19 protein-coding genes and 8 pseudogenes are annotated in these 24284 nt (G+C 62.1%); 17 read left to right on the top strand and 10 right to left on the bottom strand.

Features of this window, described 5'->3' with window-relative positions; genetic code table 11:
• Positions 1-441: 441 nt before the first annotated feature.
• From M3I56_RS12700 to M3I56_RS12690, 3 genes and pseudogenes are all read right to left on the bottom strand, one after another.
• Positions 442-615: pseudogene (locus tag M3I56_RS12700) on the bottom strand (MgtC/SapB family protein); the annotation flags it as partial.
• A gap of 100 nt (positions 616-715) precedes the next feature.
• Positions 716-2377: an NRAMP family divalent metal transporter gene (locus M3I56_RS12695; RefSeq protein ID WP_254354226.1), complete on the bottom strand. Its 1662-nt coding sequence runs from the start codon at positions 2375-2377 to the stop codon at positions 716-718.
• A gap of 113 nt (positions 2378-2490) precedes the next feature.
• A complete protein-coding gene (locus tag M3I56_RS12690) occupies positions 2491-2640 on the bottom strand; it encodes a hypothetical protein (RefSeq protein ID WP_169739122.1) in 150 nt (49 codons plus the stop codon).
• Between the two features lie 1453 nt (positions 2641-4093).
• Between M3I56_RS12690 and M3I56_RS12685 the strand changes: the two are divergent.
• From M3I56_RS12685 to M3I56_RS12665, 5 genes and pseudogenes are all read left to right on the top strand, one after another.
• Positions 4094-5635: pseudogene (locus M3I56_RS12685) on the top strand (carbohydrate porin).
• 249 nt (positions 5636-5884) lie between these two features.
• Positions 5885-6157: a metal/formaldehyde-sensitive transcriptional repressor gene (locus M3I56_RS12680; RefSeq protein WP_028206235.1), complete on the top strand. Its 273-nt coding sequence runs from the start codon at positions 5885-5887 to the stop codon at positions 6155-6157.
• Between the two features lie 9 nt (positions 6158-6166).
• Positions 6167-7456: a CDF family Co(II)/Ni(II) efflux transporter DmeF gene (dmeF, locus tag M3I56_RS12675; protein WP_254354225.1), complete on the top strand. Its 1290-nt coding sequence runs from the start codon at positions 6167-6169 to the stop codon at positions 7454-7456.
• Positions 7457-7459: 3 nt separating this feature from the next.
• On the top strand, positions 7460-7660 hold the full coding sequence (locus M3I56_RS12670; protein WP_254354224.1) for a DUF1289 domain-containing protein: 201 nt from the start codon (positions 7460-7462) through the stop codon (positions 7658-7660).
• Between the two features lie 171 nt (positions 7661-7831).
• Positions 7832-8389, top strand: a pseudogene (locus M3I56_RS12665) (transposase); the annotation flags it as partial.
• A 46-nt stretch (positions 8390-8435) separates the two neighbouring features.
• On the opposite strand, the pseudogene M3I56_RS12660 reads toward M3I56_RS12665, so the two are convergent.
• Positions 8436-8780, bottom strand: a pseudogene (locus tag M3I56_RS12660) (lipid A biosynthesis lauroyl acyltransferase); the annotation flags it as partial.
• A 193-nt stretch (positions 8781-8973) separates the two neighbouring features.
• Here M3I56_RS12660 and M3I56_RS12655 point away from each other — a divergent pair.
• The 6 genes and pseudogenes from M3I56_RS12655 to M3I56_RS12635 all read left to right on the top strand — a co-directional run.
• Complete coding sequence (locus M3I56_RS12655) at positions 8974-10140, top strand: porin (protein WP_028207443.1); 1167 nt, start codon at positions 8974-8976, stop codon at positions 10138-10140.
• A 103-nt stretch (positions 10141-10243) separates the two neighbouring features.
• Positions 10244-10516 (top strand): annotated as a pseudogene (locus tag M3I56_RS41610) (GNAT family N-acetyltransferase); the annotation flags it as partial.
• Positions 10517-10598: 82 nt separating this feature from the next.
• On the top strand, positions 10599-11234 hold the full coding sequence (locus M3I56_RS12650) for a glutathione S-transferase family protein (protein WP_254354222.1): 636 nt from the start codon (positions 10599-10601) through the stop codon (positions 11232-11234).
• An 87-nt stretch (positions 11235-11321) separates the two neighbouring features.
• Positions 11322-11900, top strand: a complete 579-nt coding sequence (locus M3I56_RS12645; RefSeq protein ID WP_254354221.1) for a hypothetical protein — start codon at positions 11322-11324, stop codon at positions 11898-11900.
• A 233-nt stretch (positions 11901-12133) separates the two neighbouring features.
• Entirely contained in the window at positions 12134-12478 is a 345-nt protein-coding gene (locus M3I56_RS12640) for an energy transducer TonB (RefSeq protein WP_254354220.1), read from the top strand.
• Between the two features lie 25 nt (positions 12479-12503).
• Positions 12504-12863: pseudogene (locus M3I56_RS12635) on the top strand (MotA/TolQ/ExbB proton channel family protein); the annotation flags it as partial.
• Positions 12864-13114: 251 nt separating this feature from the next.
• Here M3I56_RS12635 and M3I56_RS12630 read toward each other — a convergent pair.
• The 3 genes from M3I56_RS12630 to M3I56_RS12620 all read right to left on the bottom strand — a co-directional run bounded on the left by M3I56_RS12630 (position 13115) and on the right by M3I56_RS12620 (position 14852).
• Positions 13115-13429, bottom strand: a complete 315-nt coding sequence (locus M3I56_RS12630) for a DUF4148 domain-containing protein (RefSeq protein WP_254354219.1) — start codon at positions 13427-13429, stop codon at positions 13115-13117.
• Between the two features lie 450 nt (positions 13430-13879).
• Positions 13880-14371: an aminoacyl-tRNA deacylase gene (locus tag M3I56_RS12625; RefSeq protein WP_028207434.1), complete on the bottom strand. Its 492-nt coding sequence runs from the start codon at positions 14369-14371 to the stop codon at positions 13880-13882.
• Positions 14372-14540: 169 nt separating this feature from the next.
• Positions 14541-14852, bottom strand: a complete 312-nt coding sequence (locus M3I56_RS12620; RefSeq protein WP_254354218.1) for a DUF4148 domain-containing protein — start codon at positions 14850-14852, stop codon at positions 14541-14543.
• Between the two features lie 228 nt (positions 14853-15080).
• Between M3I56_RS12620 and M3I56_RS12615 the strand changes: the two are divergent.
• Both M3I56_RS12615 and M3I56_RS12610 read left to right on the top strand, forming a co-directional pair.
• Positions 15081-15799: pseudogene (locus M3I56_RS12615) on the top strand (MFS transporter); the annotation flags it as partial.
• 158 nt (positions 15800-15957) lie between these two features.
• Positions 15958-16791, top strand: a complete 834-nt coding sequence (locus M3I56_RS12610; protein ID WP_254354217.1) for an enoyl-CoA hydratase/isomerase family protein — start codon at positions 15958-15960, stop codon at positions 16789-16791.
• Here the strand turns inward: M3I56_RS12610 and M3I56_RS12605 are convergent.
• Positions 16766-17362 carry a TetR/AcrR family transcriptional regulator gene (locus M3I56_RS12605; protein ID WP_254354216.1) on the bottom strand — a complete coding sequence of 199 codons (597 nt, stop codon included), beginning with the start codon at positions 17360-17362 and terminating at the stop codon, positions 16766-16768. The genes M3I56_RS12610 and M3I56_RS12605 overlap by 26 nt on opposite strands.
• Positions 17363-17689: 327 nt before the next feature.
• Here M3I56_RS12605 and M3I56_RS12600 point away from each other — a divergent pair, with 327 nt between their 5' ends.
• Positions 17690-18388: an SDR family oxidoreductase gene (locus M3I56_RS12600; protein ID WP_254354215.1), complete on the top strand. Its 699-nt coding sequence runs from the start codon at positions 17690-17692 to the stop codon at positions 18386-18388.
• A 156-nt stretch (positions 18389-18544) separates the two neighbouring features.
• Positions 18545-19621 (top strand): alkene reductase, encoded by a 1077-nt coding sequence (locus M3I56_RS12595; RefSeq protein ID WP_254354214.1) that lies wholly within the window; start codon positions 18545-18547, stop codon positions 19619-19621.
• Positions 19622-19641: 20 nt separating this feature from the next.
• Here M3I56_RS12595 and aroE read toward each other — a convergent pair.
• Positions 19642-19725 (bottom strand): annotated as a pseudogene (aroE, locus tag M3I56_RS12590) (shikimate dehydrogenase); the annotation flags it as partial.
• Positions 19726-19733: 8 nt separating this feature from the next.
• Entirely contained in the window at positions 19734-20801 is a 1068-nt protein-coding gene (locus M3I56_RS12585) for a purine nucleoside permease (protein WP_254354213.1), read from the bottom strand.
• A gap of 283 nt (positions 20802-21084) precedes the next feature.
• On the opposite strand from M3I56_RS12585, the gene M3I56_RS12580 reads away from it, so the two are divergent.
• Together M3I56_RS12580 and M3I56_RS12575 are read left to right on the top strand one after the other, a co-directional pair.
• A complete protein-coding gene (locus tag M3I56_RS12580) occupies positions 21085-22434 on the top strand; it encodes a metallophosphoesterase (protein WP_254354212.1) in 1350 nt (449 codons plus the stop codon).
• Positions 22435-22935: 501 nt separating this feature from the next.
• Positions 22936-24039, top strand: coding sequence for a hypothetical protein (locus tag M3I56_RS12575; protein WP_254354211.1), 1104 nt, complete (start codon positions 22936-22938; stop codon positions 24037-24039).
• Positions 24040-24284: the final 245 nt, after the last annotated feature.

Below are 24284 nucleotides of genomic sequence, written 5' to 3'. Positions count from 1 at the left end.
TCCCCGCTGTTTCGGGTTACCGAAACGCAAATGCTCGCCTCCGGCGCACGCGAGCGAGCGAATCGCGACGCGAACGCATCGCCCGCTTCTGACGAAGGAGAGTGCTGCCATTTACGCGACAGACTACGAAATAATCGCCTTCAAACGGTTCCGGAAGGCAGCTAGCCGGTGCGACTCCCGGAACTGAAGCGACAGCATCGCGTCGTACTGCACGCGCGCCTCGTCAATGTGTGGGAGTTTCGAAAGAAGCAGGCCAAATATCATGATGTTTCTCCGTGCGTCTGGCGTTGACGCATCCGTGCGGATAGCTGACAGACACGAAGAAGGCGCGCCTCATGGGCGCCGTAACCGTCTGCTAACCGCTATCTCCAGGGGGTTGATGAGGCGGCGGCATAAGGAACAACCGTCACTTGCTGGCATTGAGACTCCTCCTCGTACATTCCCGGATACCCCGTTTCCGGCCAGCATCCCGAGCGTAACGAAAAGGCATGCCCCGCTCGTCACCAGCGTAATGGTTCGCAGACCGGCGGTGCGCTGGCGCATTTGCCGCTCCAGACCAATGGCTACACCACACGCAAAAGCGGCGAAGAGGCGCCAGATGAATTCTGCAATCATGTCGTGGACTCCTGATGGAGCAGCCCGGAGCCCGCCCTTAAGCGAAAATGCGCAGCGCGCCTTCGTAAAATCGGGCAGGCACACGCCTGCCCGATCCGCCTTAGTGAATCGCCATCTGCACGACCTTCACGACGACGAGACCCACTGCGACGACGAGGTAGGTGCGCAGCACGCCCATCCACACGCGTGTCGACAACGTCAGGTGCTGCGGCGCCGGCAGGTCTTCGAGCGGTGGCATGCGCCACGTGTTGCGCAACTCCTTGAGGGCCGGCTTGTTGAGCGGCAACGCACCATGGGTGACAGCCGCGCCGCGCGCCTTGCGCGAGAGTTCCACCGCGGCGTACACGGCCACGGCAAGCCCGCATCCGCCCACGAGAATCTTGACGATCGCCGCGCCGCTGATGTCCGGAAACACGGTGGCCGCCGTCAGGATGATCGACAGCACGACGAGCACGGCAATCACTGCACCCGTGAACACGTTCAGCTTCTTCGAATTCACCCACGGGCCAAGCACCGCCTTGTCATTGCACAACAGCAGCAGGAACACGGTTGCGCTCGGCAACAGCACGCCAGCGAGCGTCTGCACGGCCTCGGTCAGGAGGCCAAGGGGGCTGCCCGGCATCAGCACGAGGGCGGCAGCGAGCGCGATGATGCCGAAGTAGACGAGATAGAAGCCCTTCGCGTCGAGCACGCTGCGGTGCAGCGAGTGCTTGACCTTGAAGACGTCGCCAACCGCGTACGCCGTCGAGAGCGAAACAGCGGCGGCGCCGATGATCGACGCGTCGAGCAGCGCGACGGCGAAGATCGTGGCCGACGTCTGTCCGACGTATTTGTGCAGACCCGCAATCACGCCACCCGCGTCGGTGAAGTTGCCGAACTCGGACCTGCCGTCAAAGAGCGCGGCCGTGAAGGCCATCATCGCCACAGCGCCGACGATCACGAACGCGATGCCGATCCAGAGGTCCGCCTTTTCGTACTTCATGAAGCGCGGCGTGATGCGCTTGTCAATCACATAGCTCTGCTGGAAGAACAGCTGCCACGGCGCGACGGTCGTGCCGACAATGCCGATCACGAGCAGCATCACGTCGGAGAGCTTCGAATTCGCCGGCCAGGTCGGCACGAGGAAATCACGCGCGATGACGCCCACAGGCGGGTGGATCGAGACGAGCACCGGGATCAGCAGCAGACTCAACAGGCAGAGCACGATCGCGAAGCGTTCGAAGCGCCGGAAGTCGCCCGTACTGACCGCCGCCATGGTGAGAACCGCGGCGATGCAGACACCCAGCACCTTCGAGACGCCGAGAAAGTCGAGTGCGAACGTAATGCCGATGAACTCGGTGACGATCGTGAGCGCATTGAGCAGGAAAAGATCGATGACGCTGAAGGCGCCCCAGAACTTGCCGAAGCGCTCGAAGATGAGACGAGCGTGACCGACGCCGGTCACGGCGCCCAGGCGCAGGACCATTTCCTGGTTCACGTAGAGAACCGGGATCAGCAGCGCGAGCGTCCAGAGCAACGACGTGCCGTAATTCTGGCCGGCTTGCGTATACGTGCCGAACGCGCCGGCGTCGTTGTCGCCAACCATGACGATGAGGCCGGGGCCGAGGATGGCGAGCAGCGTGCGCAGGCGCGCCATCCAGTTGCTGCGCGGGGCGGTATCGTGGTGCGCGATCGTGCCGAGGGCGCCTCTGATATCGCCCACGTGCGCGTCGTCGAGCACGGCACTGCGGCGCTGCGCGATATTTGCGGGAGTGGTGGACATTTTTTACTTATTCCTTAGCAGTGCTTTTTTAAATCGATGATAGAGGCGTGGCACTGCCCTGCCGCCTGCCGGTGTTGAAGCAGTGGGCAGACAGTCGGCCACGCCGGGCCGTGTCAGCGCGCGAGTTTTTTAAGCGCCGTCCAGATGGCGGCGGCCACGCGGGCTGACGCATGCGAACGCGAGTCGAGCGCAAGCATGTCGTTGTAGTGCGTGCGAGCTTCTTCGACGCGCGGGAGTTGCGAAACGAGGAGTGCGAAGTGCATGGTGATTCCTCCAATAGCTTGAAACGTGGCGCCTTCGACCGGGCCTTCGTTTCAGTTCACACGGACCGAAGTGCTCGGACGTGTGGGAGGAACGTGTGCGGCCAGGATGTCAGGCGGAGAGCGCGGCGTTCAACGAGAACGCGCGGCGAGTCGTACAGGAACAAGGCTCAGGGTCGGGCATCGTGAGCTCCTCTATCGGCTGTGTCCGATTCAAGCTTTACGGACGTGTTTAACCGCACGGTGGATCCGGCACGGCGTTGCGTGCGCGAAAACAGCGTGAACAAGCGGCGCCACGAGCCAATGGCTCGGCGCGCCGAATCGTCTGGACGAATGCGCGTTACAACGCACGCGTCAAAGACGGCGGCCAATCGAATAGATGCGCGGGAAGAAACTGCGGAAGCTACTGCGGCGCGCACCGTCTGCCTGCTGGCAGGACGGCGGCTAGGGAAGAATCCAGGCGGGCGTCGTGCCGGTCAGGCAGAAAAACTTTTCGAAGGTCGACTACTGCAACTGTCCAAGGCATATGCCCCTTTCGTGGAAACAGGCGAATTCTAGTGACGGTGCTCGCGCAGAGTCAACGATTTTTTTGAAGATTTTTCTTTCGATTCTGTTACCTGCAGTGGATGCAAATCATTTTCCTCACGTCTTCGTATTGCATCTGCGCGGCGACTACTGCTGCGGTTGCAGTTGGCATACGAGCAACGCAGGGGACGCCCGCGCAGTGCGCTGGAATGCTTTGGCTCGGCATGGTCAGTGCGCTCGATGCTGCACTTTTGAAGCGATTAAGCACTGCCGAGCAATTTTTGCTTGTGCATTCCCAAACGGCGCGCATAGAATCCGCCCTGACTTAGAAACAGGAGAGTCCTTCGTGGACGCAAGCTCTAGTAGTCGATCCTGGAAGCCGGCCTGTGCCGGCACCGAGGCTGCAATCGCGCGTTAGTGTCGCCGGACTTTCCCTCCTGCCGCTGACTCCGATTGTCGGGTCAGCGCGCTTCTTCTGGACCGCCCGTGCGGTCTGTCTGTAGCCCGCTCCCTTTTTTGCTTAAGAACACCGACAGCGCCTGATTGCGCTGACGGCGTGTCGCTTATCGAACGTTGCCCGGCCTGGCCTGGCTCGACGGGAGTTGAATCATGCATATCGAACGCTTTCTCCGCGTCTCACGCGCTTACCTGCGTGCGACGCCGGCCATCGCACCGCGCCGCGAACTTGACGGACCAGGCCAGCTCTGGGGGCACACACGCGCCGGCACAGGCCAGGCAGTGCAACGCGGCACTTCAGTCGCGGCCCTCTGGATGACGTCAGGACGCAGCGTTGGCGGTACATCATGGCCCGCCTGAGCGGGCTATCGCGAATACGACTTCACAAAACCGCGACCCCGCGGCGAGTCGGCGCCGGACACTTTCCAGCTTCGGCGTCGCTCGCTCATCGGCTCGTTTCCCAGAAGAAAGCAAAATGACCTCCTTTGGCACGCCCACACAAAACGACAACGGCATTGACACGCAGCGCCTCCTCGCCCCGTCCTTGCGCGTGAAGCCGGTCTGCGCCACCGCAGCGCTGTTGGTGGCACTGGCCGCCGGCGCAACGGCTCCGGCTTATGCCCAATCGGAGTCAGTCGCCCCGACAGCGACAGACCAGAACTCCGGCGCAGCCACGAACACCGACGCAAACCCCGCACCGGATGGGGCCGCCGCCGCGCCAACTGGCTTCTGGGAGCGCTCGAACCTGCTCGGCGACATGGGCGGACTGCGCACACTGCTGGGCGACCACGGCATCACGTTCAACGCGCAGGAAACCAGCGAGCTTTACGGAAACTTCTCCGGCGGCACCTCGAAGGGCGCCTCATACAACGGCGCCACACAATTTGGCCTTAGCGTGGATACCGACAAGGCGTTCGGCCTGAAGGGCGGCACTTTCTTCGTCGATGCATTGCAGATTCACGGACACGGCATCACGGCTGCACGCCTCAATGCGCTGCAAGCCGTGAGCGGCGTCGAGGCCGAAGCGTCGACGCGTTTGTGGGAACTCTGGTACCAGCAGGCGTTCGGCGACAGGTTCGACGTCAAGATCGGCCAGCAGAGCCTTGATCAAGAATTCATCATCAGCCAGTACGCCAGCACGTTTGCGAACGCGACATTCGGCTGGCCCGTCCTGGCTGCCACAGACCTGCCTGCGGGCGGCCCCGCTTACCCGCTGTCGTCGCTTGGCGTGCGTCTGCGGTTCAGGCCGACTGATTCGATGACGATTCTCGGGGGCATCTTCGACTGCAACCCCGCGCCGGGCAACGGCGATCCGCAGCGGCTCAACCCCAGCGGCACCCAGTTCAACCTGCACAACGGCGTCATGATGATCGGCGAGGTCCAGTACGCGATCAATCAGCCGCCGGCAAGCGGATCCGGTGCGGCATAGCCGGGCGGGCTGCCGGGCACCTACAAGCTTGGCTTCTGGTACAACAACAATCGCTTCGCGGATAAGCACCTCGACACGAACGGCATCTCGCTCGCGAGCCCCGCGTCGAACGGCGTGCCGGCCACGCATCGCGGCAACTTCAGCATTTATGCCGTTGCAGATCAGATGGTGTGGCGCCCGAGTGCCGACAGCCCGCAATCGGTCGGCGTGTTCACGCGTGTGATGGGCGCGCCGGGCGACCGTAACCTGCTCGACTTCAATCTCAACGCGGGCGTCGTGCTGAAAGCTCCGTTCAAGGGCCGGGACAGCGACTCGGTCGGGCTCGCAGTGAGCTACGCGAACGTCAGCTCGAGCGCGAGCGCGCTCGATCGTGACATCGCAACGTTTCAGACGCCGGGTTACCCCGTGCGCTCGGCGGAGACGGTGATCGAGGCGACGTACCAGTACCAGGTTGCGCCGTGGTGGCTGCTGCAGGGCGAACTCCAGTACATCTTCCATCCAGGTGGCGGCATCCCCGATCCGAACAACAGCGGCGCACGTATCGGCAACGAGGCCGTCGCCGGACTGCGGACGGTCGTGACGTTCTGATGGCGTGATGCTCTGCGGTGTCCGGGCCTGCCAACCATTTAGCGAACAGGCCCGGATATATGGTCACTCGATCAACGCGTTCGCTCCAAAATAGAGCAGTTATCCGATTCGCTTCCCCCTCCCTGCAAAGCAGCTGTCTGGCCTTGGAGTCGAACCGACAACACTCCCTGGCAACGCTTTCTACATCGACGTATACCCCCGTACCCTATCCAGGGTAATATAGCCCCCTACCGTATTGAGGGGCCACCCGTGAGCCATACGATTCGCGAAAAACAGAAGCTACTCAACCGGGTTCGCCGCATCAAGGGACAGGTTGAAGCCATCGAGCGCGCACTTGAAGAAGAGCGCGGCTGCATGGACGTGCTCCAGCTCATCACCAGTAGCCGCGGCGCGATGAACGGGTTGCTTGCCGTGGTTCTCGAAGACCACATCCGAACGCATCTTGTCGACGCGGAGCCGGACGACGAGCACGGCAGCGGCACCGAGCAGCTGATTGAGGTAGTGCACAGCTACTTCAAGTAAGAGGGAACCATGAGCAACTTCGAAAATTCCGCTTTTGGAGCGGGCCATGACCACATTTTCCTGGGTGCGGCCCACGAAGACAACGAGCGCAGGACCTGGATGGTGATCGCGCTGTGCAGCGCGATGATGGTCGCTGAAATTGTCGGCGGCAGTCTTTTTGGCTCGCTGGCGCTCGTCGCCGACGGTCTTCACATGTCGACACACGCCGGCGCGATGCTCATCGCCGCTTTGGCGTACACCTACGCGCGCAGGCACGCTGCCGACAACCGCTTCGTATTCGGTACGGGCAAGCTGGGCGATCTCGCGGGTTTTACCAGCGCCATCGTGCTCGCGATGATCGCGCTGCTGATCGGATACGAAGCCGTCTCGCGCTTTCTCTCACCCGTACCCATCCACTTCGGCCAGGCGATTCCCATCGCGGTACTGGGTCTGCTGGTCAATCTCGCGAGCGTCTGGCTGCTCAGTGGCAACCACCACGGCCACAGTCATGGGCATAGCCATGGTCATGGTCACGGCCATGAAGACGAACACAGTCACGAGGGCGAGGTGCATCGCATCTTCAGCAGCGCTGGCGTATTTGCCTTGTCGGTCTTCGAAGACGATGTACCGCCCGTTTTCCGCATTACGCCCGAAACGGCTTCTTCGAGGCTGCCTGCCGATTCTGTTTCGGTCACGACGGTTCGCGCCGACGGCACGCACCAGACCTTCGCGTTTGCCGATCGCGGTGACTACCTGGAGTCGAAGGACGACATTCCCGAGCCACATGCATTCAGGGCCACTGTTAGTTTGCCCGATGGCAAACACTCAATTGAATTCGAAGAACACGATCATCGTCACGGCGACGCGCATGCTGCGGCGAATCGCGATCACAACATCCGCTCGGCGTACATCCATGTGATTGCGGACGCCGCGGTTTCCGTGCTGGCGATCATCGGCCTGCTGCTGGCCCGTGCGTTCGGCTGGGTCTGGATGGACCCGCTCGCAGGCGTAATCGGCGCCCTGGTCATTGCAAACTGGTCGTGGGGCCTGATGCGCGATACCGGAGGCATTCTTCTCGACATGAATCTGGATAAGCGCATGGCCGAAAACGTTCGTCACGTCATTGAAGACAACGGTGACGCCGTGCTTGACCTCCATGTCTGGCGCGTCGGTCCCGGGCACATGAGCGCAGTAGTGTCGGTCGTCACCAGTGAAGCACAACGCAGCCCGAGCTTCTATCACGCGGCGCTCAAACGCTTTAAGGGGCTGTCACACGTGACGGTAGAAGTGAACCCGCCGCGTGCCGCCGCCTCAGCCTGAGCGATGGCAGTCAAATCACGGTGCGTCGAGGTATACGCGTTCGACAGTAAAACCGGGCTTTGCATCGGCTGCTTTCGAACCCGCGATGAGATCCGGGACTGGGAGAAGCTGACGGACCGCCGGCGACACCAGATCCTGAATGGGAAATCCCGGCGACGGGCGAAGATGGCGCGGGGCGCACTGATGGCTCCGGCAGAAAGCTAAAGGGGCCGTGCGTGTGTGCTGACGCAGTCTGGGTGTCCGATTGGCAGCGTATTGCAGCCTGTTCGCGGGGAACTGGTCAACGGCAGAAGTGGGTCTATTTCGTTGAAAGACTCCCCTGAGAGTCAGATTATTCGCTATCCTGGATTCATCAATCGATGGGAGTGCATCCTCATGATGCGTCAGCGAAGCGGCGATCAGGAGCAGTTGTTTTACGCGTTCAACCTTGATGATCACGTTCCGAAAGGCCATCTGTTACGCGGCATAGATCACTTCTTCGATGCCGGAGATCTCCGTAAGCACATGGCGTCGTTTTACAGTCATACGGGACGCCCTTCGTTCGATCCGGAGTTGATGATTCGCATGCTGATCGTCGGGTACTGCTTCGGCATCCGCTCCGAACGGCGCCTGTGTGAAGAGGTCCATCTGAATCCGGCGTATCGCTGGTTTTGCCGCCTCGGCCTTGAGGACGCGCTTCCCGATCACTCGACGTTTTCAAAGAATCGCCATGGCCGGTTTCGCGACAGCGACGTGATGCGCCACGTATTCGAATCAGTTTTGCGGCGCTGCATGAGCGAAGGCCTCGTAGGTGGTGAAGGGTTCGCGATCGACGCCAGTGTCATCAAGGCCGACGCCAATCGTACCCGAGGCATCGCAGGGAGTGAGGTAATCGACTGCAGTCGTGGCGAGGAGCCCAGCCGTGCGGTGCGTGAGTACCTGGCAACGCTCGACGCGAACAACAAACGTTCCCTGCAGGCCCCATGACCAGGCGAACCGTTCAATATACCGATTCCATACCCGGTGGTCGGTGCTTAAAACGTCGGTGCACCCGGTAATACTGCTCGGGAAATTTCACGACCTGTTCCTCAAGGAACGCATTCATGCGGCGCGCGTCGGCTACATCACTCCCCGATGGGAAATCCGTGAGCGGATCGAAAATCGTCCACTTATACCCTTGACAATTCGGAAGCACCTCAGTCACGAAGGGAGCAACCCGCGCGCGCCCCAGTCTCGCGAGACGCGAAACAGCTGTGAGCGTGCAGGCGGGAACGCCAAAGAAAGGGACAAAGGCGGAGTTTTCAACGCCTTGGTCCATATCCGCCGCGAGCATGACCGGTTTGCCGGAAATTCGCCTTTGCCGACCTGGTACGGAATAGTCCGTCGGTCGCCCGCCGCACAAGACATTGCGCCTTTTTGTTACGTTTTTGCGACAGTCTTTTTTTTTCGTTTCTTGAGATTGCGAGAGGTGCCGTATCCTCCGGCGCGCAGTAACAAGTAAACCAATCCAAAAGATACTCAGGGACACTAAATTACAGATGAAGAACAGCACCATCAAGGCAACGGTTATCGCTGTTGCCGCTTTCGCCGCATCCTCGGCAGCAATGGCACAGTCGTCGGTCACCCTGTACGGCATGCTGGACGCAGGTATCAGCTACACCTCGAACGTTAATGGCCACTCGGAAGTCGCCCTCGTTGGCGGTGCCTCGGGTTCGAACAAGTGGGGCCTCCAGGGTCAGGAAGACCTCGGCGGCGGCCTCAAGGCGGTCTTCAAGCTCGAAAATGGTTTCAACATTGCCAGCGGTGGCATCGGCGGCCAGGGCCCCATTGGCTCCTCGCGTTCGCTGTTCAACCGCCAGGCCTACGTAGGCCTCACGTCGGACCAGTACGGTACCCTGCGCATGGGTCGCCAGATCGACGCCGTGACGGAAATGGTTCAAGGCCTGACGGGCGACGCCGTTTCGGCTTCGACATTCTCGACCCCGGGCGACGTGGACAACAACGACAACACGACGAACCAGAACAACGCCGTAAAGTACATTTCGCCTATCTTCAAGGGCTTCCAGGCTGAAGGCGCGTACTCGTTCGGCGGCGTTGCCGGTGCTATGGGTTCGGGTCAATCGTGGTCGGTGGCTGCGGACTACGCTCAAGGTGGTCTGACGGTCGCTGGCGGCTACTTCCATGCCGCAAACCAGGGTGAGAACGGCTGGCAGAACGCAACGGCGCAACCGTCGTTCGGCGGTGCGCTGGGCTATCCGAGTTCGGGTTACTACGGTGGCAATGCGTTCAAGAGCGCAGGCATCGCTCAAATCGCTGGCCAATACCAGTTTGGTCCGTACACGGCTGGCCTGCGGTACTCGAACGCTCAATATGAAGGCAACGATGGCCAGGCATCGATCCACTTCAACGTAGTCGGTGCCCTTCTGCAGTACCAGGCAACCCCGGCGCTGTCGCTGGCTGCTGGATACACGTACGTCTACGGTTCGGCAGCCACGCCTGCTCAAGCCGCTGAGGGTCGCACGATGGCTTCGATCAACCAGGCGTCGCTGGGTGCTACGTACGCGCTGTCGAAGCTTACCTCGGTATACGTGATGGGTGCCTACGTTCACGCTCAGGGCGCTCAGGCTTCGGCTGCTGACTTCGGCAACACGGCATCGGGCGGCAACCAGGTTCAAGCCAACATTGGCATGTACCACAGGTTCTAATAGCAGGTTCAGAAGCCCGGGGTAGTGGACGCATTACCCCTGGCCAAGAAAAGCCGCGCTCGTCAATTGCACCCCAAAAGTTGGACATTGGTCCAGGTTTTGGGGTGTTTTTCGTGGCTATGCATCTCAAGCCGTTAAGCTTGCGAGGGATATTGCCGCGAGAGAATTGAATTTGTCGCGAGTGGAAGCAATTGTACGGCCTCCTAACATCGGATCGACGCGAGTTCTGGAGCCGGACAGCTTCGTGGCGTTTGGGCGAGCCAGCAGGGGCATGCATTTTCATCGCGAGTGGCATGACGTCGCGCATTTCGAATGCCATCTCGACGAGCCGGGAGCGCCGCCTGCAACAGGTACTCACTTCGCGCGGGCTCCGTAATCCATGAATTTAAGCGCAATATCCGGAGTGTTGAGCGCGGGCCACATCAGCCATAGTTGGGCTTCCTGACTCAGGAGTCGACATGCTGCGCTTATACGACTATCTGCCCTCCCAGAACGCCTGGAAGATCCGGGTTCTGTTTCATCTGCTCGGCGTTCCCTACACGACCCAAGAGATCTCCATCTTCGAGGGAGCGGGGCAGACCGACGCCTTCCTCAAACTCAACCCCTCAGGCGCCGTGCCCGCGCTCGAACTGGAAGACGGCCGCGCTCTGTCCGAGTCGAATGCGATCCTTCAGTTTCTGGCTGACGGGACCGACTTCCTGCCATCTGACCGCTTCGGGCGCGCCAAGGTTGCTCAATGGCTCAGCTTCGAGCAGTACTACATCGAATCGGTCATCGGCTCCTTGCGTTTCTGGACATTGACGGGGCGGTTGAAGCGTAATGCTGCGATGGTCCCAGCCAAACAGGAGACCGCCACGAAGGCGCTGCGAGCCCTCGATCGGTCTCTGGCGGACGCGACTTTCCTGGTCGGTGATCGCCTGTCCATTGCCGACATATCGGTCTACGCGTACACGCACCTCGCAGGCGATGTCGGTATCGACCTGCCAGCCTATCCTGCGCTCGCTGCCTGGCTGTCGCGCGTCGCTGCCGAGATTGGTCCCAACAATCCCGTGCATCCTTACACCATCGATCCGCACGCCATCGTGCGTGATTAATGGGCGCTCGAAGTTACACCCGCGGTCGCGCGCATAGCGAACAATGCCTTTATATGCCATCGAAGCACCGGCGCCGACCCGCAAAACGTGGATCCGCGCAGAGGACGCTGCTTCTGGTCTGCGCCTGTTCATTCAGGCTTTCGGACGTTTGCGCAAGCTTCTTCACATGATCGACTTGCCTTCCAGCGCGGTGTCCATTTCATCGACGCCCCGGCTAAACTGACTGACGTCACCGCTCTGCGCATCGCTCGCGGAGCTTACCTGTTCGATCAATCTGGCCACGCTGCTCACTGTTTTGACGGCATGATCACAGACCGCAGCCATCGCCCTGAATCACAGCAAGGGTATCGGCAACGGTGTGAAGCCGCATGCCGGTGGTCTCGCCCTTTCCAGCAATGGCGGATCCTCGTCGTTGCCAACAACTACAACGACTCGATCACCATCATCGACACGACGACGAACACGGTCACGTCGGAATATGATCTGCGTCCGTTCAACACGTCGGGCACGCAAGGCGCTGCAGGTGGCGAATACCCGTGGGCCGTTTCATTGAAATCCGACGACACCGCGTTCATCTCGTCGGTGCGAGACCGTGAAGTCGTGGTGCTGAACCTGTCGAACCCGGCCGCACCGCAATTCATCACTCGCATCCGGCAGATCTGCTGAGTCCCACACCGGTTACGGCACCCGCCGTCGTCCAGTCGCCTCCTCCCCAGCTCGAGCACCGTGCGACATCCGTCGACATTGCGAAACCAAAGGTGCAGCCGCAAAATATAAGGAAAACAAATCATGTGACGACGCTGCATGAAACCATGGCCCCATCGCCGCGCAGGCTTACCGCAACCGAACCCGTCGCGGCACAGCCAGCCGCTTCTCCCTCCTCGAGACCAGCAGAGCCCGTGGCCGCGGCAGCCGCATCGTCGCCCGATGCCGTCGCCGCCCGCCCAACAATCGCACTGGCCGCTCCGCAGGACATCTCGCATCTGCACTGCAGCATCGCACAGCCGCCCTACCCGCCGCCCTCGCTACGACGAGGCGAAACAGGTTCTGTGATGGTGAAATTCATCGTGGGACTGACGGGCCAGCCTGAATCCGTGGAACGGAAAAGCGGCAGCGGCCACAGCCGCCTCGACGAAGCGGCACTTGCCGCCGTGCGCGACAGCACGTGCCAGCCCTATCTCGAGAACGGTACGCCGCGCCGTGTGCCGACGTCTGTTCCTTTCGTGTTCTCCCTGAACAACTAGCGCGGACGTCTATAGGGAACCCGCCATGCAAAACTATGGTATTTCGCACTTCCTGGCAGCCGGAGACTTCGTGACGCGCGGCATTGCGCTCGCACTGCTGGTCATGTCGGTGCTCTCGTGGAGCGTGATGATCGTCAAGGGCTGGAATGTCATCCGACTCAGGCGACTGGCCCGTGACATCGATCAAACAGTTGGACAACTCGACGATTTCACGGACAGCGCAATGCAATCGGAAAGCCGCACGACCACGGCGCGAGAAAACCCGTTTCTCGCACTCGCGCTGGCCGGCAAGGAGGCAGCCGATCATCATCGCAGAGCGCAACCGCTCTTGCGCGAACGCGTGGACGTATCGGACTGGATAACGCGCTGCCTGAAAGCGACAATGTGGCGACACCGACGACCGTCAACAATATCGAAACCGTCGTGTACGACAGCCAGCGCACACAGGGTGGCGAGGCGTCTCTCGACCCTTAGCGCGTACGTTACCCTGCACGCAGATTTTTGAGGGAGATCTACGCCAGCGGCGGGGACCCATAACGACTGACTCCTCGTACGATGGGTTAGCTGTTCACCCAGAACCCCAAGCGCCGCCGACGCAGTTCGTAGTGCAAGTAGCAGGTACATGGCGTTCGGCCGCTATTGACTGGCTCCCTGCCCAATCCCCGCCTTTTTTTGCGCGTTCTGAAGATCCTGCGGATAGTTCTGATCATTGGCGCGGCCGGGTTGATAGCCCGCAGCCTCAAGCTTCTTCAATTCGGCGTTCTTTTTCGCCCGAGCTTCCTTTCGGGCCTGCTTGCGCTCGGCTTTGGTTGGCTTTGCAGACGACGCGCCCCCCATCGCTGCGGCATTGGCTGCACCCGAAGCGTCGTTCTGCGCGAAGCTTGGTGTGACTGCACCAATCCCGAACGATGCCGCGACGAGCAGCACCGATATTTGTCTGGCGATACGCATTTTCTCCCTCCTGTTCCCGGTTGATTGATGCCGTGAAGCAGCCCATGGAGTTGGCTCAATGGGAAATACGAAGTATAGGACAGTGAATATCGCGCGAGGCCGGGACGCATCCAGGGAATGCTTCGGACACGCGCAGTGTTCATCACTTCTCCAATCCGGGCGAAGTCCCCGCTCGCACGCTCGTGGTGTTTTCTCCCGCCAACATCGGACCTGACTATTTTCGCGAGGCGGCCGCGGCGTTGGGCGCGGGCGCCCCAACGAACATGGACATGATGAAGGCCGTGATGAAGCGCCACGGGATCGAACTGGCATCTTGAGTATTGCGAGGACGGCGCCGTGAACAGTTGCTTGCGCAACCAGCCATGCGCACGGCACGAGCACGCGATCGCCCGGCGCGATGGGGTTAATCAGCACCGCGCCGGGCTGAACGCACGCTGTTCGGCTACTCACTCACGCACGTCCACCCATGCCTCGCATGCGCCTTGCGAAATGGGCTCGCTCCGCGTCGTCCATCAGCGCCAGAAACTGGTCCCCTTCCATATGAACCAGTTCTTCGTGATCGCCCGCCTCGAAGTAAACGTCCGGTTGGCCGGCCAGGTTCGTCTCGAGGTAGGTTTTCATTCCATACGCTGCGCAGATCGGTGGCAGCGCCCCTGCATCGCAGTCCTTGAACAGCTCGCGCAGTTCGTCTTCCGTAGCAAGACCGAGCCTGCGCCCTGTCTTGTTCCAAAGCTCGGACAATTGCACGGCATAGGTTGAGGGCAGCACGACGGCCACATAGCCGTGCTCGTCCTCGAGCAGCACCGTTTTTGCAAGACGGTCGCCGGGAATGTGCGCCGCAGCAGCGCTTTCCATGCTCGAATGACTGTATGGATGGCGCACGATTTCGTAACGCGAGCCCTTGCTGCGCAGGCGCTCCTGCAAAGTGGTCGACATCGACATGGCACACCTCCTGTCGAATGCGTAGAAAAAACCAGCCTCCACTAATCCTTTCAGAATAGTTCACTCGCGCGCAAATAGCACGCCGGCACCGCCGCCGTGAATCTGCTTTACAAAGATCCGGCAGCAGGACTCCACGTTGTCGCCGGGGAGTGGTGCGAACCCGCCTTTCTCACTGGGGTTGGGACTGGTGGCACTCCGTGTTGAACCAATAGTCGACCAGACGCTGCGCCGCCTGTAGATCGTCTGGGTAGTATGGGTCGTCGTACCAGGGTGACGGGTTGTAGCCCGCTTTCCTCAGGGCCGCCAGTTCGCTTTGGTGTTGCGCCATCGTCGGAGGCGCGTTGCTTCTGAGCGCGGCCAGGTCACGGCACTCCGTTGGGCTCAGATGTGGCCCGCTTTGTGGCGCGCCGCCGACGGCGCATCCAGCCAGCAGGAGCGCCAGCGCGGTCAGCGTCGGGGCGATTTTCAGGAGGCTCTTCATGGCGCATCTCCACGCGTCTGATCGGTGCCGCGCAACCCGGGCTTCTATCGCGCCGCAACTCCATGTTACGTCCATGCGAGCCACCGGGCAGGCGGAGCAGGAACACGAATCAATCGCGACCTACGCAGCCGCAACGCATGAAAAAACTGCGGTAGCATGCGTTTGCTGCTCGAGAGACTCTGGTACTTTCCTGTCTTGAGTACACGTATCTCCGGAGCCAGTGCAGTGCTGCCTGAGACGCCCGCTACCTCACGCATCCCCATACCCCGCGCGGTACGCATGCTGGGATACGTGAGCCTTTTCATGGACCTTTCTTCCGAACTCATTCACGCGCTGCTACCCCTCTTTCTCGTCACCACGATGGGCATGAGCGTGAGCGCGCTGGGCTTGCTCGAAGGGGCCGCCGAAGCGACGGCGATGATCGTCAGGATCTTCTCGGGCCCCCTGAGCGACTGGCTCGGCAAGCGCGAGGCGCTGTTGCTGCTCGGCTATGGACTAGGGGCGCTGTCCAAGCCGCTCTTTCCGCTGGCGCACACGCCCGCGCTGGTCGCCGCGGCGCGCCTCATCGATCGCGCCGGCAAGGGAATTCGCGGTGCGCCGCGTGACGCGCTCCTCGCAGATGTCGCACCACCGGATTCAGTGAAGCATTCCTTGTATTGCGCGCGCAGCAGACGGGAATCGATATCGCGCGGATTCCCGGCGTCATGGTGGTGATGAGTCTCGCGTATGCGCTCAGCGCGTACCCCGCGGGCGCGCTGTCCGATCGAACCGACCGCCGTGTTTTGCTTGCGCTCGGCATCGTCATACTGATCGCGGCGGATCTGGTGCTCGGCGCGAGTGCATCGATCACCACCGTGCTCATCGGTGTCGCACTGTGGGGCCTGCACATGGGGCTCACGCAAGGCATTCTCTCCTTGCCGGCGCCGTCCTCGCAATCCTCCCCCTCGTAATGTGCCGATTCGCACCGCGCCTCGCGAAGCTCAAATCCTGCGTTGGCCTTGTGGCAACCGCGACGCTTTAATCGAAGCATTTATTTACGCGCGTGCGGTAGACACTTCTTTTTCTGAGCCCGAACTGCGCGACGCGCGCTGAGAGGATTTCGTAATTGGGCCCCCATCCGGGCCGATGGACAGTCACCTTCAGCAACCCGCCGATCAACATGTTTGTTCCCGCAACGATCGTCGAATTTGACGCGCTAATGACCGACCTCGACGCAGACCCTTCCGTGAAGGTCGCAGTGTTCCAGTCGGCGAATCCGGATTTTTTCGTTGCCCATCTCGACGTAGCCAAGGCAGCCGAGCAGCCGGAGGTGCTGGTTCTTTGGCGCGACTTCGTGCTGCGCCTGGCGTCCGCACCTGTTGTGAGCATCGCCAGGATTCGGGGGCGCACGCGCGGCATCGGTAACGAGTTCGTGCTGGCCTGCGACATGCGTTTCGCCAGCCGGCAGAATGCAATAGTCGGGAACCCGGAGGTCGGCGTTGGCCTGGTCCCGGCCGGCGGAGCGCTGGAATGGCTCCCGCGCCTGGTCGGCCGTTCGCGGGCACTGGAGTTTGTTCTCAGCGCCGACGATTTCGACGCCGACCTCGCCGAACGCTATGGCTGGGTGAACCGCACGCTGGATGACGACGCCCTCGACGCCTTTGTCGATACGCTTGCCCAACGTCTGGCCACGTTCGACCGCGAAACGCTCGGCGCGGCGAAGACCCAGATCAATCGTTTCGGACTGCCGACTGCTGCCGAACTCCAGTCGAGCATCGACCTGTTCTTCCCGGCTCTGGCCTCGCCAGCTGGGCAGGCCCGCCGCGCCAAGCTCCGTGGCCTGGCCTACGGCGTTCCGAGCGACTTCGAAATGAACTTCGGCAGGTACCTGCCTACGCTAGGGCAAGCAGGCGACGATCACGCAGATCCGCCGCTCACCGGCGCGCACTATCCGGCGTGAGCGGGTCGTCGAGCGCATCGACGAGCGTCCGCCGGCCTGCGTCGAGGATTTCGTCGGCAAAGGCCGGATCTGTTTCTGCGACAGCACGCGACAGCACGAGCGCCCCCACCATCTGGTTGAACGCTGCAATCGCAGCGCGGCGGGTTTGTTGCGCCGTCGCGCCGTTCGTGGCGATCATGGCAACCAGCCGGTCGAGATACACGGCGAGGCCACGCGCATAGGTCGCACGCGCCGCGTCGGTCATGCGGGGAGCGTCGCCAGCGAAGCCGGACAGCGGGCATCCGGCCTCGACGTTGTCGCGGTGCGAGGTCGACAGGTAGCGCGCCGCCTGCTTCGCCACGCTGCCGGCGTTCGGCGAATCGGCAGAGTCCTGCATCGCCTTTTCCATCACCGCGGCGACCAGCGCGTCCTTCGACTTGAAGTGGTTGTAGAAGCCGCCCTGCGTGAAGCCGGCTTCCTTCATCAGTTCCGCCAGCCCGACGGCGTCGACGCCGCGCGCCCGGAACAGCCTCTCTGCAGCCGCGACGATCGCGCTCCGGTTCTCGGCGGCCTGCTGTCTTGAGACACCCATCGATCCCTCCCTTATACAGGCGATCGCATCGATTTAAAAACACAATGTCGATCACCATTGACATGCCCGTGTTACGTCGACACAATGCGCCATAAGACGATGGTGATCGACATTGAGATGAGTGTAGCCGACTTTCGCGCACAACGCGAAGCCACGTCGGCGCGGCACAGATGACAGTCGAGGTCCATCGCGGCCGTTGATGCCGGCGAATGCCGACGCCGTTCGGCGGCCCAACGGTTCGGTACGCAATGGCAGGTTTGTTTTCAGCGGATCTCACGCGCGCGGCGAAGCGGCGCACATGCGGTTCCTCATGCGAAAGGATGAAATATGAAGATCGAAGGTGCTGTTGTTTTCGTGACGGGCGCGAACCGTGGGCTTGGCCTTGAGTTCGCAAAACAGGCGCTCGAAAGAGGCGCGCGCAAGGTCTATGCTGGCGCGCGCGATCCTGCCAGCGTGACGCTGCCGGGCGTCGTGCCCGTGAAGCTCGACGTAACCGATCCGGCGGCCGTGGCCGCTGCCGCCGATGCGGCGCGCGACGTCACGCTTCTGATCAACAACGCGGGCATCGCGCGGCTCGGCAGCCTGACGGACGACGGCGCGCTCGACGCCTTGCGCGATCACTTCGAAACCAACGTGTTTGGGGTGCTGGCGATGTCGCGGGCGTTCGCGGGCAACCTCGCCGGCAACGGCGGCGGGACGATTCTGAACGTGCTGTCGGTTGCGAGCTGGATAAACCGGCCAATCCTCGCCGCTTACGGCGTGTCGAAGTCGGCCGCGTGGGCGGTAACCAACGGCCTGCGTCATTCGCTGCGCGATCAGCACACGCAGGTTGTCGGGCTGCATGCCGGGTTTATCGATACGGATTTGACGCGCGCACTGGAAGTCCCGAAGGCAACGCCGGCCGACGTCGTGCGTCAGGCATACGACGCGATCGAGGCAGGTGCGGAGGAAGTGTCCACTGACGAGTTCACGCGGGAAGTGAAGGCCGGGCTGTCGGCAGGCGTCTACCTCGACACGCCGCGCTGAAGGCGCTGGAGCGCCCGCCCGTCGTGCGCGTGCGCTCGCGACGGGCGGGCCTGCCGGTCAGGCCATGAGCCCAACGATGCCGTAGATGCCCGTGCCGGCGGTTGCCAGCCGGGCAGCACGATCAGTATCACCCCAGTGCGTAAGGTAAGCCTGCATATGTCTACACTCTTCGACCCCATCCAGATGGGTGCGCTAAAGATGGCGAACCGCATCGTCATGTCACCGCTCACTCGCATGCGGGCGTTCGACGAGCGCAGCCCGGGTCCGCTCAACGCGCAACACTATGCGCTGCGCGCAAGTGCAGGCCTGATCATTACCGAAGCCACTTCGGTCACGCCTCAGGGTGTTGGCTACCCCCATACGCCGGGCATCTGGACGGAAAAACAGGTCGCGGGCTGGAAGCAGGTGACCTCGGCTGTTCACGCAGCCGGCGGCCTGATCGTCTCCCAGCTCTGGCACGTCGGGCGAGTCTCCGATCCCGTCTTCCACGACGGCGAGCCTCCCGTGGCGCCAAGCGCCGTGGCGGCGCAAGGCCACGTCTCCCGCCTGCGTCCGCAGCGGCCCTTCACCGTGCCACGCGCGCTAAGGACCGAGGAGATTCCCGTCATCGTCGAAGATTTTCGGGTGGGTGCGGCAAACGCCAGGCGCGCTGGCTTTGACGGAGTCGAACTGCACGCCGCGAATGGCTACCTGTTCGATCAATTTCTGCACGACGGATCGAACCAGCGTACCGACCGCTATGGCGGTTCGATCGAGAACCGCGCGCGCTTCCTTCTCGAAGCACTCGATGCCGTGCTGACCGTCTGGCCGGCCGACCGCGTCGGCGTGCATCTGAATCTGATGTCCAGCTCACACTCGATGCATGATTCGAATCCGCGTGCGCTGTTCCGATATGTCGCACAGGAATTCGGCGCGCGCAACATCGCGTTCATCTTCGCGCGAGAGGGCCTCGATCGCGGCGAAGAGCGAATTGGCCGCGACGTAAGGCAGATCTTCAAGGGGGCCTACATTCTCAATGAAGGGCTGACGAACGAAAGCGCACAGGCCGCGATTGATCGCGGCGAAGCGGACGCCGCAGCGTTCGGGCGGGCCTTTATCGCCAATCCTGATCTCGTCGAGCGCTTTCGACGAGACGCGCCGCTCAATGCCGTCAACGCGGAGACGATCTATACGGACGACGCAACCGGATATAACGACTATCCGTTGCTTGACGACGCCACCGTGAGCCTATGACCGACTTGGGGAAAATCTCGGCCATCGGCAACACCGTGTACGCCAGCGTTGCGCGCGAGCCGCAGGAACGGCGTGAGCCGCTTGCCGTACGCAAGCTCGCAGGCGATGCGCGCTAGCGCTGCGGTACGCCGTTGCGCCACTCGCCCCAATGCGTGACGATGTCCTGCACTAGCGGATTGCCCGCGAGGAACAAATTGTCGATCGCGATCGTAAAGCCGCCTTGCGACGCGTAGTTGAGCAGATTGTCAGCGCTCGACTGGCCCGCGTACGGCCGGTCGAAATCCGAGCCGGCGCGCAGCACCGCCACACGGTTCAGGTCGACACGATGCACGTTCGCCGCACGCGTCAGCGCCTCGAAAGTGGCGTTGTCTTCCTGCTGCGTCGTGCAATAGGTGCCCTTGCCGTCGGTCAGGATCTTCGTCCATTGCCGCGCCCGCTCACCGAGGTCGGTGCCCGACCACCAGGTATCGCCCGCCAGCGTATCGCACTGGATCACGGTCGGCGGACGGTTTGCGGGTGCATAGCTGTATTTGGCACGGGCGGCCTGTGCCTGGGCGTCGTCGGTCAGCGTCACGTTGCGAGACAGCGCGAACGCCGCGTTCGTGAGCGCCGGATTCAGCTGGAACACTTCGGTGCGATAGTCGAGCGGCGGCTTCTGGGTCGGGCCCGTCGTGTTGATGCCGAGATAGCCGGTGTTCCAGCCCGGCGGAATTTCGCGTCCGTCGATCTCCCACTGAATGCCGAAGTCGACGAGCCAGTTCGCCCAGGCAGCGGAACCGACGGTCCCCTGAAGCGGATCGATACCGGCGATGCCCGCCACCATGAAGTAGGTATGGCGCAGGTCGAAACGCGGCGAGAACGTCAGCGCCATGATCGACGCGGCGGCGTTTGCGTGCCCCATGCCGGTCGTCATCACGCAGACATCCTGGCGGTTGCAGTGCACGGCCGGGTAATCAGGGGACAGACCCGCGACGGTGATGTCCTGCCACGGTCCGAGATGATCCAGCCACACCTGCCCTTCCGGACCGAACATCGAAATGATCATCACCTTGACCGCCCGGCTATGCGACGCGCCGTCGTCCTGCGCGAAGCTGTCGTCGGCATGCGCGATGGCTGGTGCTGCGGCCGCGCCGGCCACGAGCAACGATGAAATCACTGCGCCAAAAGCACGATTTAGCATGATAGGTCCCACCCGTTATGTAAGAACCGCGGTTGCGAAACGTGAATCGCGTGCCGTGTTGTCGACTGATGTCGTGGTTTTTTTCGGCGTGCAGCGTGGGACCTGGGCGTGAGCCACTCAGGCGACAGTGAGTATAAGCGGAGAAAAAAATCGCCTGTTACGACCTGCAACGACTACGACTGAACCTCTCCTCCAAGCCACCGTCTCACCCGGAGCATTCGGCAGGGACCACGTCGATCAAGCGCGGCCCCACTTTTTTATCCACGACTGGAGGAAATGGAACATGCCAAAGAAGCCCTCAGTTCGAACGTCAACCAGCAGTGGCAGTGGCCGCGTTCTCGCCGCCCCCGTCTTCTCGCAGCCGCAGCCTACACCAGATCCGCAAACCTTCATCGTCAGGCACGCCTCCGATGTGGCGGCCTACAGGATGATCGACGAACTCAACCGCGAGCACAAACTCAAGGCCCTTGCGTTTCCTGCCCCGCGCGGCGGCGTCGAGCCCCGCCTGACACTCGCTGACGTGATCGACAACGATCAGACCATCCTCGACCAGATCAATGCGAACGGTCAGATCGTTTTTCACTCGACGGGCGATTGCGGCAGTACCCGCGGCCCGAAAACGCAGAACGAGGTGTCCGACAAGATGGTCAGTGACTTCGACGAAACCGATCCTGCCGAAGTGCCGCAATTCAATTTTCTGCTGGGCGACATCGTCTACAGCTTCGGCGAAGCGCAGTACTACTACGATCAGTTCTACGAGCCCTATCGCGACTATCACGCACCGATCCTCGCCGTCGCCGGCAATCATGACGGGATGATCTCGCCTTTGCAGCACGAAAAGAGTCTGCAGGCGTTTCTGCGAAACTTCTGCTCCGACTGCTTTCAGGTCTCGCCCGATGCGGGCAACCTTTCACGTACTGCGCAAATTCAACCTGGCGTTTTCTTTACATTCGAAGCGCCGTTCGTGCGCATCATCGCGTTGTATAGCAATACGCTCGAAGATCCAGGGGTGATTTCGAATAGCGACATCGGCAATAGCCAGCTGAAGTTTCTCAAGGCGGCGTTGACGCGGGTGAAAAAGGAAGGCTACACGGGCGCACTGCTGTTCGCGCATCATCATCCGCCGTATGTCGCGCGCGGACGTCACGGCTGGAGTGTCGAGATGCAGCAGCAGATCGATGCGATCTGCGAAGAGGTGGGCGTATGGCCCCATGCCGATCTTGCGGGACACGCGCACAACTATCAGCGCTTCACACGCACACGCCCGGACGGCACCCACATTCCGTACATCGTGTGCGGCAACGGCGGACACAACGTACAGCGACTGACCACCAACGGACAACCGCCGCTTCGTGCACCGCAACTGATCCAGGCCGCAACGAAGAGCACCGATGCCGTGGTCATCGAGAACTACGACGACCAGAATTACGGCTATTTGCGCATTGTCGCGAACGACACCCAGTTGCGCATCGAATATCACGCTGCCGTCGATGGACCGTATACCAAGGCGCCCGACGATCAGGTGACTGTCGACCTGAGTACCCGCCAGCTTTCCCACTACGTGGCCCGCAATGCTGGCATACCCGCGCTGGCCACGCGCATCCGTGAATATGCGCAAAGCGGGAAGCCCTGACGCTGATCGGGACGTCAGCACCGGTACGGTACAAATCAGGTGACGTGTTGAACCCTGAGGAATTCGGTGGCTCGCATCCACGAGTTCCTCTTCTCCCCTCTCTGGATTCTGCGCACGGATCATGCTTTGCCGGAAGTTGATAAAGACTCTTATTCAAGTCCGGCATTCGACATGGTTCCCACGCATGACGTGTGGTCGGATCCGTATGTGACGCCTGGAGACTTTGCCGATGCCAATTTTTCAAAATGCCGTCGGCGAAAAACGCGCAACCGTACAAGGGAACGCCGGGTCATCCCGCCTGCATCGGGCGCTGCATCGCGTTGTTCGTAGTTCTCCTTAGTAGAATCGATTCCCCCGCTCCCCGTGGCACATCGTATGCGCGAGGCGGCTGTTGGCGTACGCGCAGAATTTGAGCGCGGCACCGGCGCACTTTCGAAGCGGTTTGTACGAGGAAAGGGGCGGACGATGAACCGAGCGACGAAACACACGGCGACATGGGTGGTGATGTTAGCGCTGTCCGGTGCGGCTTATGCAGCAGCAGGCGGCAACGGTGGCGGTGGCAATGGTGGCGGTGGCGGCCACGGCGCGGGCGCGGGCGCGGGCGGCAATGGCAATGGCAATGGCAACGGCGGCCACGGTGCGGGCGTCGGTGCGGGTGTCGGTGCGGGTGTGGGTGGCAACGGCGCAGGAGTGGGTGCGGGCGTCGGCGCAGGTGTGGGTGGCAACGGAGCAGGCGTCGGTGCGGGTGTCGGCGCAGGTGTGGGTGGCAACGGAGCAGGCGTCGGTGCGGGTGTCGGCGCAGGTGTGGGTGGCAACGGAGCAGGCGTCGGTGCGGGTGCGGGCGCCGGCGGCAACGGTGCCGGTTCAGGCGGCAACGGTGCAGGCTCGGGGGGCAGCGGTTCCGGCTCCGGTAGCGCCGGTGCCGGTTCGGGTAGCGGCGGCGCAGGTTCGGGTGGCAGTGGCGCAGGTTCGGGTGGCAGTGGCGCAGGTTCGGGCGGCAGTGGCGCAGGTTCGGGCGGCAGTGGTGCGGGTTCGGGAGGGAGCGGCCATGGTGCCGGTAGTTCCGGTGCCGGTAGCTCCGGTGCCGGTAGCTCCGGCACAGGTAGCTCCGGCACAGGCAGTTCGGGCACGGGTAGCTCCGGCACAGGGAGTTCGGGCACGGGTAGCGCAGGTGCAGGCGCCGCCGGCGGAGGTAACGCGAGCGCAGGCGGCCCGGGCGTGGCATCGGCCAGCGCCCTGGGAAGCGTGTTCGCCCGGTTGCGCATGAGGCAGAACGTGGTCGCGGTAATGCCCCAGACCGCGCCTGGTGGGAACTCCATAGCGCACGCCGCGCCGGCAACATACAGCCAACCGAGGGTAACGGGTGCGGGCGGCAGCACAAACGCCCCGGCGACGGCTACCTCGGATACCGGCTACGGCCCGCCAGGCGTCATCGGCACGGGGACCGGCTCTCGCGGTACGGCGGCCGCCATACCGGTCAGCAGCGAATACAGCCCGCCGGGTGACATCGGCCCGAGTGTCGGTTCGGGCCCCTGGGGCGGCTTCGCCGTGGATACGGGCGGCATTGAACCACCGATCCTGACCCCCAACGGGCCGGTCAGGTGATCAAGGGCGGTTGCCACGCGGAACTGCTACAGCAACGCGTTGGCACCCGTCCCGGCGCGGGTTTGCGAACCGTTTGCCCTGGTTCCTCGTTTTGATAAGGCAGAGGGTCACCTTCGCCCTACTCGCCCGGATCAACGCCGCGTGCACGACGGCCGTCACGCGCAAACGCGTCCATGATCGCAAGACGATCCGCGCTGTCGGGTGCGGCCCCCCCGAGTCCAACGGCACATGACCAGGAGAAATGA

Source organism: Paraburkholderia sp. CNPSo 3281 (genome assembly GCF_024206515.1).
Lineage (GTDB): Bacteria > Pseudomonadota > Gammaproteobacteria > Burkholderiales > Burkholderiaceae > Paraburkholderia > Paraburkholderia nodosa.
The sequence above is the reverse complement of the archived record's forward strand: the minus strand, read 5'-3'. Positions and strand labels throughout refer to the sequence as shown.